Origin of the sequence: Streptomyces sp. NPDC014882 (assembly GCF_043081325.1) — a bacterium.
In the GTDB taxonomy this organism is placed as follows: Bacteria; Actinomycetota; Actinomycetes; order Streptomycetales; family Streptomycetaceae; genus Streptomyces.
Map to the genome: position 1 here is coordinate 784,145 of NZ_JBIBWL010000001.1, position 13,268 is coordinate 797,412.

Consider the following 13,268-nt stretch of genomic DNA (forward strand, 5'->3'; position numbering starts at 1 on the left):
CCGGCCGGGGTTTACTACGTCCACCCGCCCCCCCCCCCCCCCCCCCCCCCCCCCCCCCCCCCCCCCCCCCACCGCCTTGTCCGCATACGTTCGTCCCGCTGCGAGCCGCCGGGTCAACGGCGGCTCCCCAAACGGGAGATCGGGGGTGCGCGCGTGCGCATCGGACTGCTTACGGAGGGTGGCTATCCGTATGTGAGCGGTGATGCGGGGCTCTGGTGCGACCGGCTCGTGCGCGGGCTGGGACAGCACGAGTTCGACGTCTACGCGCTCAGCCGCAGTGAGCACCAGGAGGCCGCGGGCCAGGTCGCACTGCCGTCGCAGGTCACCCGCGTGCGCACCGCGCCGCTGTGGACCGCCGAGGACGACGGGGTGGCGCACGGGCGGCGCGCGCGCCGACGTTTCACCGAGCACTACGGCGCACTGGTGTCCGTCCTGTGCGAGGGAGCGCCCGGCGACGCGGGGACGAGCCGTTCCGCGCTTCAGGCGGACCGTTTCGGCAACGCGCTGTACGGGCTCGCGGAACTCGCCCGCGACGAGGGCGGCCTGGTGGGCGCGCTCCGCTCGGAGCACGCCGTACGCGCCCTGGAGCGCGCCTGTCGTGCGCCCGGCGCGCTCGGTACGGTGCGTGAGGCGCGCGTTCCCGACCTCCTCGCCGTCGCCGCGCACCTCGAAGAAGCCCTGCGCCCCCTCTCGCTCGACTGGTACGAGGACGGCGACGACGGGCTCGGCTCGGTCGACCTCTGCCACGCGGCCTCCGGGGGCGCGGCGGCGCTTCCGGGCCTGCTCGCCCGTCACTTCTTCGGCGTGCCCCTGCTGGTGACGGAGTACGGGGTCCGGTTGCGGACGCACTACCTGGGGGTGGGCACGGGCGGTGCCGCCGCGCCCGGCGCCGGGTCGGACCCGGCAGCCGCCCCGGTGCCGCACGCCCCGGCCGTACGGTCCCTGCTCGTGGCCTTCCACGGACGGCTCGCCGCCGAGGCGTACCGGCAGGCGGCGTGCGTCACGCCCGGCAACGCGCACGCCCGCCGCTGGCAGGAGCGCTGCGGTGCCGACCGGGCCAAGCTCCGCACGGTCCACCCGGGCATGGACGCCTCCCGCTTCGCCGGGGTCGGCGAGGCCCCGGACGCCGCCGACCCGCGCACGCTGGTCTGGGTCGGCAGGGTGGAACCGGCCAAGGACCTGGTGTCCCTGCTGCACGCCTTCACCGAGATCCACCGGGAGGAGCCCGGGACCCGGCTGCGGGTCTTCGGCGGCGCGACCTGTGCGGAGGGCGAGGCCTACCTCGGCCACTGCCGGATGCTCGCCGCGCAGCTCTTCCCCGACGAGGCCGCCGGACCGCACGCCGTCGGCGACAACCCGGTGTCCTTCGAGGAGATCGGCGGACCGGAGGTCCCCGGACTCGCCGAGGCGTACGCGGCCGGTTCCGTCGTCATCCTGTCCAGTGTCGTCGAGGGGTTCCCGGTCGGCCTCGTCGAGGCGATGCTCTGCGGGCGCGCGACCGTGTCCACGGACGTCGGCGCGGTGGTCGAGGTCATCGGAGGCACCGGACTCGTCGTCCCGCCGCGCAACCCGAGGGCGCTCGCGGAAGCGTGCGTGGCTCTGCTGCGCGACCCCGGGCGCCGCGCACGCCTGGGCGCGGCCGCCCGCGCCCGCGCCCTCGAACTGTTCACCGTCGAGCAGAACATCGCGGCGTTCCACGGCATCTACCTGGAGATCGTCTCCCGGATCCCGGTCCGCCGGGTCGTCCTCGACGCGGCCGGGGAACCCCGGCCCTTCGCGGTCCCGGCCGAGGCCTGGCTGCCCGGCCGGTGGGCCGGCCCCGGCGGACGGGCCGTTCCCCGGAAACCGCCCGGCTGGGCGGCGGAACCCCCGCCGCCGGGTGCGGCGGCGGGCGGTTCCGCCCCACCGCACGGCCCGTCCGTGTCCCGCGCCACCACTTCCGTCGCCGCGACCGAGGGTGCCCGATGAGCGGCCTGGGCGAACTCGACCACCCCGCGGCACCGGCACCCGCAGACCGGGACGAGCAGTCCGGCGAACGGCCCGCCGGCCGGGACGAACGGCCCGGCGAACGGCCCCAGGAGTGGCCCGTCAACAGGGAGCGGCCCGTGAACGAGGACACCCCTGCGGACGCCGACGCGCCGTCCGGTCCCGGCGAGCCGGCCACGACCACCCGGGCCGTGACCACCCGGGCCGGGCGCCCCGCGCCGGCCACCGCGGCGCGCCCCGGTCCGGAGACGGCCCCCGCCGCCCCTCGGCGAGGCGGTGCCGTGGACCCGGTGAAAGCGCTGATGCACCGTCACCGCGACCTGTGCGAAAGGGCGGTCGATCCGCTGGAGATCGCGGCGGGACTGGAGGCCCACGGCGTCACCGACCGGGCCGCCGCGAGGTTCCGGCACCGGGACGTCTTCTCCCTCGCGGAGGAGATGTACGCCCGCGTCCCCAGGGACGGCGACGCGCCTTCGCACCCGCGCCCGGAGTCCCCGCCGCCACGGGCCCGCCTGGACTGGGCACTGCTCACCTTCCTGCCCGGTGGCCTGGGTGCCGCGACCGCGGCCGGCCTTCGCCTCACCCACGGCCGGACCCGCCTCCTCGTGGTCACCGCGGGCGTCCTGGCGGTGGCCCTCGCCCTGCGGGCCGCCCTTCGCCGCGGCCCCTTGAGCCGCGGCGGCGGCCGGGGCCCGGCGACCCCGCGCGGAGGCCCACAGGCCGGCCCGCACGCCGGCCGGCCCCGCACCGGCGGCTGGACCGGCTGGCTCCTCGCCTACGCGGCCCTCGGCGACGGCCTGCTGCGCGCCGCGGCCGACGGCGGCCCCGACGGCCTGCCCACCGGAACCCCCGACGGGCCCTGGCCGCTCGCCGCGGCCCCGCTCCTGACCCTCGCCCTGGCCTGCGTGCCCGCCGCCTGGTGCGCGCACCTCCTCGCCGTACGCGTCCGGCGCCGGCTCGGCCGCAGCCGGGGCCTCGACGAGTTCGCCGCCTCCGTGCGGCCGCTCCTGCTCGGCGTCTTCGCGCTGTTCCTGTGCGCCCTCGCGGTCCTCACCGGTGTCTGCGCGGCCGCCCTCGGCGAACCGGCCGCCTACGCGGGCACGCTCACCCTGGGTGCGCTGCTCCTCCTCTCCCGCCTCCTCACCGTCCACGGCTTCACCCACGCCCCGACGGTCGCCCTCGGGGCCGCCGGAGCGGCCGAGGCGATCGCCCCGGCCCTGCTCTTCGCGGGCCGGCTGCCCGGCTGCGACTTCCTGGCCGTACCCGTCGACACCCTCGTGGCCGCCTGGGGACCCGCCGCGGTACCCGCCCTCGCCTGCGGGCCGGCCGCCCTCGGCCTGCTGGCCCACGCGACCCGCACCCTCACCAGGGCCTCGGCCCACGCGCCATCGGGTCAGCCGTGCTGACCCGGAGCCGTCCGCCCGCCCCCGACCACCGCGCGCCGCGCCACCCCCACCGTGCACGGACCGCACGACGCACGCGCTCCTCCACCCATGCAGTCCCCTTAAGGAGAGACCAGATGACCACCTCCCGATCCGGAGCGACCGGAGCCACCGGGGCACCCGCGGTCGCAGGAGCCCGCGCGGTCACCGGAGCAGCCGCGACGCACACCCAGGGAGCCACGCGATGAGGGTCCTGCTGACCGGAGCCAACGGTTACGTCGGCCGCTTCGTCGCCGACCGCCTGCTCGCCGACCCGGCCGTCCAGCTCACCGCGCTCGGCCGCGGCGACGACGCCGACGTCCGCTTCGACCTCGCGAGCGGCAGTCCCGGCGCCCTCACCCGCTTCCTCGACGCGGTCCACCCCCAGGTCGTCGTCAACTGCGCCGGAGCCACCCGGGGCGGGGCCCGGGAACTCACCCGGCACAACACCGTCGCCGTCGCCACCGTCTGCGAGGCACTGCGCCGCAGCGGGTGCGGCGCCCGTCTCGTCCACATCGGCTGCGGCGCCGAATACGGCCCCAGCCAGCTCGGGTCCTCGACCGCCGAGGACGCCGTGCCGCGCCCCGGCGGCCCGTACGGCGTCAGCAAGCTCGCCGCCACCGAGCTCGTCCTGGGCTCCGGTCTGGACGCGGTCGTGCTGCGGGTGTTCTCCCCGGCCGGTCCCGGCACCCCCGCCGGCTCTCCGCTGGGCCGGCTCGCCGAGGCGATGCGCCGTGCCATGCAATCCGGTGACGGCGAACTGAAACTCGGCGGACTCGGTGTCCAGCGCGACTTCATCGACGTCCGTGACGTCGCCCGCGCCGTGCACGCCGCCTCGCTGTCCGCCGCGCAGGGCGTGATCAACATCGGCTCCGGGCGCGCCGTCCGCCTCCGGGACGCCGCCGCCGTCCTCGCCCGCGTGGCCGGATACGGCGGCACCCTCCACGAACTCGACGGCCCGCCCGGCGGCCACCTCAGGCCGGCCATCGGCCACCCCCGTCCCGACTCCGACCACGCGGCTCCGGTCGCGCACCCGTACCCCGACGGGTGCGGCAGCTGGCAGCAGGCCGATGTCCGCACCGCCCGCGACCGGCTGGGCTGGCGGCCGCGGATCAACCTCGAGGAGTCCCTCGCCGACATCTGGATGGAGGCAGCGTGTCGTATCTGACCGGCACCCGGGCGGACACCGCGAACCTCGCGAGCACCGGCGTCCGCACCGGTTTCGGTGTCCCCGGTTTCGCGCACCCCCTCGTCGCGCCGGCCGAGTGGGCCGAACTCGCCCGCCCCGGCAGGCCCCTGCACTGGGTCGTCCTCGACGTCGCCGACGGGCCCGGTGTCCGCCCCGACCCGCACTGCCTGGAGGCCGCGGGCCGGCTCCGCAACGCGGGCGTCCGCGTCCTCGGTCACCTCGACGCCGTCCACGGCGCCCGCGCCCTCGCCGAGGTGGTCTCCGACGCCCACCGCCACCTCGACTGGTACCAGGTCGACGGCTTCCTCCTGGACCGCTGCCCGACCGAACGCGCCGGCCTTCCGCAGACCCGACGCACCGTCAACGCCCTGCGCTCGCTCCGTGACGCGCCTCACATCGTCCTCGGTCACGGCATCCATCCGCATCCCGGATACGCGGAGAACGCCGATCAGCTCGTCACCTTCTCCGGTCCCTGGAGCGACTACCGCTGGTCCCAGGCGGCCGAGTGGACCGTCGACCACCCGCCCGAGCGGTTCTGCCACTTCGTGCACGGCGTGCCCCGCGGCCACCTCGACGAGGCACTGCGGATCGCCCGCTGGCAGGGAGCGGCCACGATCTGGGTCACCGACCGCCACGACCACGACGGAGGGTTCGACCCGTGGGAGGCCATGCCCGGCTACTGGGACGAAATCGTCTCGCGGGTCGGAACGGGTGTCTCGGAATGAAGAAGGCCATGGCAGTGTTACGGAGAGAACAACCGTAGTGATTGACCGACCAACGGAGTCCCCGTGTCGCTGCCACCCCTGGTCGAGCCGGCTGCCGAGCTCACCGTAGACGAGGTCCGCAGGTACTCCCGCCACCTGATCATCCCCGACGTCGGGATGGACGGGCAGAAGCGGCTGAAGAACGCCAAGGTGCTGTGTGTCGGCGCCGGCGGCCTGGGCTCGCCGGCGCTGATGTACCTGGCCGCGGCGGGCGTGGGCACGCTCGGCATCGTGGAGTTCGACGAGGTCGACGAGTCGAACCTCCAGCGCCAGATCATCCACAGCCAGGCCGACATCGGCCGCTCCAAGGCGGAGTCCGCCCGCGACTCCGTCCTGGGCATCAACCCGTACGTGAACGTGGTCCTGCACGAGGAGCGGCTCGAGGCCGACAACGTGATGGACATCTTCAGCCAGTACGACCTGATCGTGGACGGCACGGACAACTTCGCCACCCGCTACCTGGTCAACGACGCCGCCGTGCTGCTGAACAAGCCGTACGTGTGGGGCTCGATCTACCGCTTCGACGGCCAGGCGTCCGTCTTCTGGTCGGAGCACGGTCCCTGCTACCGCTGCCTCTACCCGGAGCCCCCGCCCCCCGGCATGGTTCCCTCCTGCGCCGAGGGCGGCGTGCTGGGCGTGCTCTGCGCGTCCATCGGCTCCATCCAGGTCACCGAGGCGATCAAGCTCCTCACCGGCACCGGTGAGCCGCTGGTCGGCCGTCTGATGATCTACGACGCCCTGGAGATGCAGTACCGGCAGGTCAAGGTCCGCAAGGACCCCGACTGCGCGGTCTGCGGCGAGAACCCGACCGTCACGGAGCTCATCGACTACGAGGCCTTCTGCGGCGTCGTGTCGGAGGAGGCCCAGCAGGCGGCGGCCGGCGCGACGATCACTCCCAAGCAGCTCAAGGAGTGGATCGACGACGGCGAGAGCATCGAGATCATCGACGTCCGCGAGCCGAACGAGTTCGAGATCGTCTCCATCCCGGGCGCCAAGCTGATCCCGAAGAACGAGTTCCTGCTCGGCACCGCCCTCGCGGGCCTGCCCCAGGACCGGAAGATCGTCTTGCACTGCAAGACGGGTGTCCGCAGTGCGGAAGTCCTCGCGGTGCTGAAGTCCGCGGGCTTCGCGGACGCCGTCCACGTCGGCGGCGGTGTGATCGGCTGGGTCAACCAGATCGAGCCGAGCAAGCCGGTCTACTGAGCCGACCTGCCTGCCCGAGCGGCGGGGGTCGCGCGCACCACGGGTGCCCGCGGCCCCCGCCGTCGTCATGAGCAGACCTTGCCGTCCTTCGGCACGGTGCCGTCGAGCAGGTAGTCGTCCACCGTCGAGTCGACGCAGTCGCTCCCGCTGCCGTACGCCCCGTGGCCCTCGCCCTTCCAGGTGAGCAGCACACCCACACCCTCGCCCAGCTCGTCCGCCATCCGCTGCGCGCCCTCGTAGGGCGTCGCCGGGTCGCCGGTGTTGCCGACCAGCAGAACGGGGGCCGCCCCGGCCGCGCTCACCTCCGGGCTGTCGAACTGTCCCGCCACCGGCCAGTCGTGGCACCAGCCGGCCGTGTCCCAGCCGAGGAACGTGCCGAACACGGGCGAGATCCTCTCGAACTCCGGCAGCAGCTTCCTCGTCTCCTCCACCGTCGGCCGCTGCTTGTCGTCCAGGCACGATATGACCCGTTGCGAGTGGGTCGTCGTGCCGTAGTTCCCCTCGTCGTCCCGCTCGTTGTAGGCGTCGGCCAGGGCGAGCAGTTCGGAGCCGTCGCCTTCCCGAGCCGACTCCAGGGCACTGGTCAGGGTCGGCCACCCCTCCTTGCTGTAGAGCGGCAGGATGATGCCGGTGGCCGCGAGCGTCTGGGTCAGCTTCCGTCCGGAGGACGTCGGCAGCGGGTCGGCGTCGATCCGCTCCAGCAGGCCGGCGATCTCGCGGCTGCCCTGGGCGGGGTTCCGACCGGTCGACTTCAGGTAGTTGTCGAGCGCCAGCTGAAAGCCCTTCGCCTGGTTCTTCGCGTGCCCCACGGCGTCGGCGCCGGGGTCGACGACCGCGTCGAGGATCACCCGTCCCACGTTCTTCGGGAACAGGTGGGCGTAGACGCCGCCGAGTTCGGTGCCGTAGGAGATGCCGAAGTAGTGCAGCTTCTCGTCGCCGAGGACCTGGCGCATGAGGTCCATGTCGCGTGCGGTGTCGGTGGTCGAGACGTGCGCCATCAGCGCTCCGGCGTCCTTCTGGCAACCCCTGCCGAAGTCGACGGCGTCACGCAGGTAGGCCTTCTCCTCGGCCGTGGTGTCCGGGGTGGAGTCGACCGACTCGGCGGCCTGGATCTTCCTGTCGCTGCGGCAGCGCACGCCCTCGCTGGCGCCCACCCCGCGCGGGTCCCAGCTCACCAGGTCGTAGTGCTCGCGCAGGGAGGAGACCGTGGAGCCGTACGCCGGCATCGTCGACACCCCGGAGGCGCCCGGGCCGCCGAAGTTGAACAGCAGGGAGCCGATGCGCTTGCTGCCGGAGCTGCGGGAGGCGGCACGGATCAGTGCGAGGTCGATCGTCTCCCCGTCCGGCTTCGACCAGTCCAGCGGCACCTTCAGCTTCGCGCACCACCACTCGTCGCCCGGCGCCGCGGAGTCCGAGGTCGCCCCGCAGCGGCCCCAGGCGAGCTTCTGTCCGGTCAGCGAGGCGGGCGGGGCTGCCGCCGTCGTGTCCCCGGGGCCGGAGGAGGCCGACGTACGCGCATCGGCCGTACCCCCCTTGTCGTCCCCGTCGTCCGACGAGCCGCCGCAGCCCGTCATCAGCAGTGCGGCGGCGGCTCCCCACGCGGTCCACCGTACGAATCGCGCCATGTGCGTCCCCCTCGCGGAGCCGTCCGCACCGGTGGCGGACGGCTGTCAGGCCATAGTAGGCGGATCGCGGCACGCCCGACGGAGCCTGTGGATAACCGTTTGACCTGGGCGTTCATCGAGTTCTTGGGGGTCAGGAGCAGACCGTCCCGGCGGCCGGCACCCTCCCGTCCAGCAGGTAGCCGTCCACCGCCGCCCGCACACACGGGTTCTTGCTGTCGTACGCGCCGTGCCCCTGCCCCTTGTACGTCAGCTCCACCCCGACCCCCTTGCCGAGGGCGTCCACCATCCGGCGGGCGCCCTCGTACGGAGTGGCCGGGTCGCCGGTGTTGCCCACGACGAGGATCGGCGCCGAGCCGGCCGCGCTCACGTCGGGGCGGTCGGCGGCGCCCGGCACCGCCCAGTCGGTGCAGCCGACCATGCCCCAGGCCAGGAAGTCCCCGAACACGGGGGATGCCGCCCGGAACTCCGGAAGCCTGCGCTCCACCTGGGCGACGGAGTAGCGCGGCCTGTCGTCGGCGCAGTTCACGGAGACGTTGGCGGCGACGATGTTGCTGTACTCGCCGTTCTCGTTGCGGCCGTTCAGGGAGTCGGACAGCAGCATGAGGATCCTGCCGTCGCCGTCGTAGGCCTGGTCCAGGCCTTCGGTGAGGTACCCCCAGAAGTCCTTCGAGTACAGCGACTGCGCGATGCCGCCGGTCGCGGCGGTCTGGGTGAGTTCGCGCGGGAAGACGCCGGGGATCGGCCTGCCGTCCAAGGCCTTCAGCAGGGCCGTGATCCGGTCCTCGACGTCCTGCGGGGTGTCCCCGACGGGGCAGTCCTCCGCCTTCGACGTGCAGTCCTCCGCGTAGTTGTCGAGCGCGAGCTGGAAACCCCTGGCCTGTCCGAGCGCGCTCTGCTCGGGCGTCTGCGTCGGGTCCACGACCGCGTCGAAGACGGCACGGCCCACGTTCTCCGGGAACAGGTGGGCGTAGACGCCGCCGAGTTCGGTGCCGTAGGAGATGCCGAAGTAGTGCAGCTTCTCGTCGCCGAGGACCTGGCGCATGAGGTCCATGTCGCGGGCCGCGTCGGTGGTGCGCACGTGCGGCAGCATCTTCTTCGACTTCTTTTCACAGGCCGCGTTGAACTTCCTGGTGCTGTCCAGGAACGAGCCGCGCTCGGCGGCGTCGTCGGGAGTCGCGTCCTGCTGGAAGTAGGCGTCGAGCTGCCGGTCGTTCTCGCAGCGCACGCCGGCGCTGCGGCCTACCCCGCGCGGATCGAAGCTCACCAGGTCGTAGCGGGTGCGCAGGGTCGCGTAGTCCTCGCCGAACGCGGGCAGGGTGGTGACCCCCGAGCCGCCGGGCCCGCCGAAGTTGAACAGCAGGGAGCCGATCCGCCGGTTCTCGGCACCGCTCGCCCGCGCCCTGATCAGCGCGACGCCGATCGTCTCGCCGCGGGGGGCGCTCCAGTCCAGGGGCGCCCGCAGGGTCGCGCACTCCCACTTGCCGCCGTCCGGCAGCGGTGACGGGGCGTCGCCGCCGCCTTCGGACGAGGACGGCGCGGGGCAGTTCCTCCAGTTCAGCTTCTGCGCCGTCAGGTCCTCGTCCCGGGAGCCCTCACCGCACCCCGCCACCAGGGAGGACAACAGGACGGCGGTGGCGGTGAGCACGACGGCGCGAGGGCGGGAGGGGTTCGGCATGATCCCATCCTGGAGTCGTGCCCGCCCCCGCGCGCGGGGCACGGTCCGTACGAGGTACGGCCGTTCCCGGAACTACAGAGCGCCCTTGCGGGTGAGCTGGGTGAAGGCCAGCCAGCCCGGCAGCACCGGCAGCCACAGCGTCAGCAGCCGGAACAGCAGGACCGCGGGGGCGGCGACCTCCTTGGGCAGGCCGACGGCGATCAGACCGACCGTCAGGGTCGCCTCCACCGCCCCGACACCGCCCGGCGTCGGGGCGGCGGAACCGAGCGCGTTGCCGGCGAGGAAGACGACGGCGACGCTGGCGATGCTGATCGAGGTCGTCTCGTCGCCGAAGGCGCGGATCGAGGCGTCCAGGCACATCACGAAGCAGGCCGTCAGCAGCAGCATGCCGCCGATGCCGGTGACCAGTTTCTGCGGCCGCTGGAGCACGTCCAGCATGCGCGGCACGACCCCCGCGAACAGCGACCTCACGCGCGTGACGACGAATTTCCGCAGGAACGGCACCGAGGTCACCACCAGCACCAGCACCGCCACCGTCAGCAGGCCCGCGATGACGGTCCGGGACGGGGACAGCGACGGCGTCTTCTCGGTGCCCGTCAGATAGCCGAACGACAGCAGCATCAGGATGTGGCAACCCAGCCCGAACAGCTGTGAGGCGCCGACGCTCGCCACCGCGAGCCCCGGCCGCACGCCCGCGCGCTGGAGGAAGCGTGTGTTGAGGGCCACCCCGCCGACCGCGGCCGGTGCGACGATCTTCACGAAGGACCCGGCGACCTGCGCGGCCACCGTGCGCGGGAACGGCACCCGCTCCGGCACGAAACCCAGCAGGCTCATCGCGGCCGCCACGTAGCTCGCCGCCGAGAACAGCACGGCCGCGGCGACCCAGCCCCACTCGGCGTTGGCGATGAGCGGGCCGAACTCGATGTGGGTGAGCTGCGTCAGGAGGAAGTAGGCGCCGATCGCGCCGGCGATGAAACTGATCAGCGTGCGCGGCCGCACCCGCTCGAGGCGGGCGGGCTCGACCGGCGCCTGGGGACGGATGCGCAGCACCTCGTGCCGGATCTGGGTGAGCAGGTCCTCCTCGCGGGCCTCCTCCAGCGCCTCGTCGATGGCCCGCTTCTCGGCCCGCGCCTCCGCGCGCACGGCCTTCTTCTCGGCCTTGTCCGCGGGCGGCGGCCCGGCCTCGTGTCCGGCTGCCTCGTGGCGGGCCTGCTTGGCCTGCCGGGAGGCTTCCAGGACGGCGTCCCGCTCGCGCTGCGCCCGCTCCCGGGCGAGTCTGCGCAGGGTCGCGCGCGTGGAGCGGCTCAGCGCGATGGGCTGGAGCATCGGCAGGCAGTCGGCGACGGCGTCGGGACCGAGCACGCTCACCGCGGAGGCCACCGAACGCTCGGCACCCACCCGCAGCCCGAGCGTCACCAGCAGCTGCGAGGTGTCCATGCGCAGCAGCAGATCACCGGCGGCGATCTCGCCGACGCGCATGTCGGTGAGGATCACGGTGCCGGAACGATCCACCAGTATCGCGTCGCCGACGAGCCTGCGATGCGCGATGCGACGCGACTGCAGGGCGCGCACCTGCTGCCAGGTGTCGTGCAGCAGCTCGTCGGTGATCTCCTCGTCGGCCAGCGAGTCCAGGGTGCGGCCCCCGGTGTGCTCGTAGACGAGCATGACGGCGTCGGGGCCCAGCTCGGACGTCGCGATCAGCTTCGGCGCGTTGGCTCCGGCCGAGATCGCCGCGTAGGCCAGCAGCGCCTCCTGTTCCAGCGCCTGGCGCAGTGACTGGAGACTGCTGCGGGTGGCGAAGCCGCGCAGGGTCAGATTGCGCCACGCGCGGTAGAAGAAGCCCTGCGCCTGCTGCTCGCGGTCGACCACGGTGACGTCCAGTGGTGGGCCGTCCTCCAGCGTGACGAAGTAGCGCCGGCCGCGGTCGCCGGTCTCCGGGTTCTCCGGGACCTCCTGGCGCGCGGCGCTCACCGGGCGGAAGCCGACGTGCCGCAGGCCCGCCATCAGCGTCCGTCCCGTGGGCCGGACGTTGGGCGAGCCGACCGCGTACAGCGTGCCGTACGCGACGGTCCAGCCGATCAGCACCGTCAGGATGATCGAGAACGGTGTCGTGTAGCCGGTGACGAGCATCGAGAACGCGTCGAGCATCAGGACGATCCACAGCACCGCGCGCCAGCGGGGACGCCGGGACATGCCGACGGCCGTCATGTAGGCGATCACGGGCGCCAGATAGCCGTGGACGGGGTCGGTGAGGGCGTGGACGTCGCCCGGGGAGGGCTGGGTGAGCGCCTCCTGGATCGAGTCCGGGGCGGCCTTGGCCACCCACAGGTCGGTGGCGAGTGTCACTCCGTGGGCGAGGACCGCCGCGAGCACGCCGTCGGCGATCCGCAGCCCGTCCCGCTTGATGAGCCGCTCGATCGCGAACGCCACGGGCACCAGCAGGATCGCGATGCTGGACGCCAGTCCCGCGATCTTGATGAGGAGGTCGGGCGCCTGCCCGGTGCCCTTGTTGATGTCCTGTTCCAGGCCCGAGGTCGTCCCGTGCGCGAAGGCGGCGATGCCCAGCAGGACGACGACGGCCAGTACGCCGACCAGCAGCCGCATGAGGTCGGAGGGACGGTGCACGCGCGCGGGGAGGAGCGGTTCGTCGCCCTCGACCTCGTCGATGTGCGTCACCTCGACCAGGTCCTCGTCCTCTCGCGCCGGACCGGCGGTGTCCGGGCGCGACGCAGCGTCAGAGGTGCCCTCCGCGTCCTCGGGATGCACACCCTGCTGCTTCATCGTCTCTTCTTGGTCTCGTATCACCGGTCACCGCCCGCACGATGGTGGCATGCCGCACCGACACACAGGGGCATCAGGGTGCAAAGGCAGGGCGCACAGTCTGCCCGAAGCGCCGCCGCGGGGTGCGGGTCGCGCAGGGTCGCGGACCCGTCACATTGTCGGTGGGGTGGTGCAGGATGGGGCGGATGAGCGAGCAGAGCCTTCCGGACGCCGCCCGCCCGGAGTACACCGGCGACGTCCCGCCGGACCACGCCGGCGACGCGCTGCCGGAGTACGCCGAGCGCGTCCTCGAGGTCGCGGAGCTGATCCCGCGCGGGCGGGTCATGACCTACGGTGACGTGGCCGAATGGCTGGAGGAGGGCGGCCCGCGCCAGGTCGGCAGGGTGATGACCCTCTACGGCGGGGCCGTCCCCTGGTGGCGTGTCGTGCGCGCCGACGGGGTGCTGCTGGCGGGCCACGAACTGCGGGCCCTCGACCGGTACCGCGCGGAGGGCACCCCCCTGAGGGAGGCGAGCCGGGCCGCCGAGGGGCACCTGCCGCGCCTGGACATGAGACGGGCGAGGTGGGACGGCGGCGAGCGTGCGGAGGGTCACACCTGACAGCTTCCGCCATCGACCCCGCCCG

Annotated in this window: 9 protein-coding genes; 6 read left to right on the forward strand and 3 right to left on the reverse strand. The window is 73.5% G+C overall.

Going from position 1 to position 13,268, the window contains the following annotated elements:
* Positions 1-153: 153 nt before the first annotated feature.
* From ACF09K_RS03525 to moeZ, 5 genes are all read left to right on the forward strand, one after another.
* On the forward strand, positions 154-1,968 hold the full coding sequence (locus ACF09K_RS03525) for a DUF3492 domain-containing protein (protein WP_392240786.1): 1,815 nt from the start codon (positions 154-156) through the stop codon (positions 1,966-1,968).
* A complete protein-coding gene (locus tag ACF09K_RS03530; RefSeq protein ID WP_392240787.1) occupies positions 1,965-3,392 on the forward strand; it encodes a hypothetical protein in 1,428 nt (475 codons plus the stop codon). The genes ACF09K_RS03525 and ACF09K_RS03530 overlap by 4 nt, the downstream gene beginning before the upstream one ends.
* Before the next feature lie 220 nt (positions 3,393-3,612).
* On the forward strand, positions 3,613-4,575 hold the full coding sequence (locus tag ACF09K_RS03535) for an NAD-dependent epimerase/dehydratase family protein (RefSeq protein WP_392240788.1): 963 nt from the start codon (positions 3,613-3,615) through the stop codon (positions 4,573-4,575).
* Positions 4,563-5,321 carry a spherulation-specific family 4 protein gene (locus ACF09K_RS03540; RefSeq protein WP_392240789.1) on the forward strand — a complete coding sequence of 253 codons (759 nt, stop codon included), beginning with the start codon at positions 4,563-4,565 and terminating at the stop codon, positions 5,319-5,321. Before ACF09K_RS03535 ends, ACF09K_RS03540 begins: the two co-directional genes overlap by 13 nt.
* A 63-nt stretch (positions 5,322-5,384) precedes the next feature.
* Complete coding sequence (gene moeZ, locus ACF09K_RS03545) at positions 5,385-6,563, forward strand: adenylyltransferase/sulfurtransferase MoeZ (protein ID WP_392240790.1); 1,179 nt, start codon at positions 5,385-5,387, stop codon at positions 6,561-6,563.
* A 65-nt stretch (positions 6,564-6,628) separates the two neighbouring features.
* Here the strand turns inward: moeZ and ACF09K_RS03550 are convergent, their stop codons facing one another.
* The 3 genes from ACF09K_RS03550 to ACF09K_RS03560 all read right to left on the reverse strand — a co-directional run bounded on the left by ACF09K_RS03550 (position 6,629) and on the right by ACF09K_RS03560 (position 12,644).
* Positions 6,629-8,188: an alpha/beta hydrolase gene (locus ACF09K_RS03550; protein WP_392240791.1), complete on the reverse strand. Its 1,560-nt coding sequence runs from the start codon at positions 8,186-8,188 to the stop codon at positions 6,629-6,631.
* 130 nt (positions 8,189-8,318) lie between these two features.
* A complete protein-coding gene (locus ACF09K_RS03555) occupies positions 8,319-9,863 on the reverse strand; it encodes an alpha/beta hydrolase (protein WP_392240792.1) in 1,545 nt (514 codons plus the stop codon).
* Between the two features lie 72 nt (positions 9,864-9,935).
* Positions 9,936-12,644 (reverse strand): lysylphosphatidylglycerol synthase domain-containing protein, encoded by a 2,709-nt coding sequence (locus tag ACF09K_RS03560; RefSeq protein WP_392240793.1) that lies wholly within the window; start codon positions 12,642-12,644, stop codon positions 9,936-9,938.
* Between the two features lie 185 nt (positions 12,645-12,829).
* Between ACF09K_RS03560 and ACF09K_RS03565 the strand changes: the two genes are divergently transcribed.
* Positions 12,830-13,243 carry an MGMT family protein gene (locus ACF09K_RS03565; protein WP_392240794.1) on the forward strand — a complete coding sequence of 138 codons (414 nt, stop codon included), beginning with the start codon at positions 12,830-12,832 and terminating at the stop codon, positions 13,241-13,243.
* The last annotated feature ends 25 nt before the right edge of the window (positions 13,244-13,268 follow it).

What these genes read in the sequence shown, in the direction of transcription:
- ACF09K_RS03565 (WP_392240794.1), top strand. Translation starts at nt 12,830, where the DNA reads ATGAGCGAGCAGAGCCTTCCGGACGCCGCCCGCCCGGAGTACACCGGC.
- ACF09K_RS03560 (WP_392240793.1), bottom strand. Translation starts at nt 12,644, where the DNA reads ATGAAGCAGCAGGGTGTGCATCCCGAGGACGCGGAGGGCACCTCTGAC.
- ACF09K_RS03555 (WP_392240792.1), bottom strand. Translation starts at nt 9,863, where the DNA reads ATGCCGAACCCCTCCCGCCCTCGCGCCGTCGTGCTCACCGCCACCGCC.
- ACF09K_RS03535 (WP_392240788.1), top strand. Translation starts at nt 3,613, where the DNA reads ATGAGGGTCCTGCTGACCGGAGCCAACGGTTACGTCGGCCGCTTCGTC.
- ACF09K_RS03530 (WP_392240787.1), top strand. Translation starts at nt 1,965, where the DNA reads ATGAGCGGCCTGGGCGAACTCGACCACCCCGCGGCACCGGCACCCGCA.
- ACF09K_RS03550 (WP_392240791.1), bottom strand. Translation starts at nt 8,188, where the DNA reads ATGGCGCGATTCGTACGGTGGACCGCGTGGGGAGCCGCCGCCGCACTG.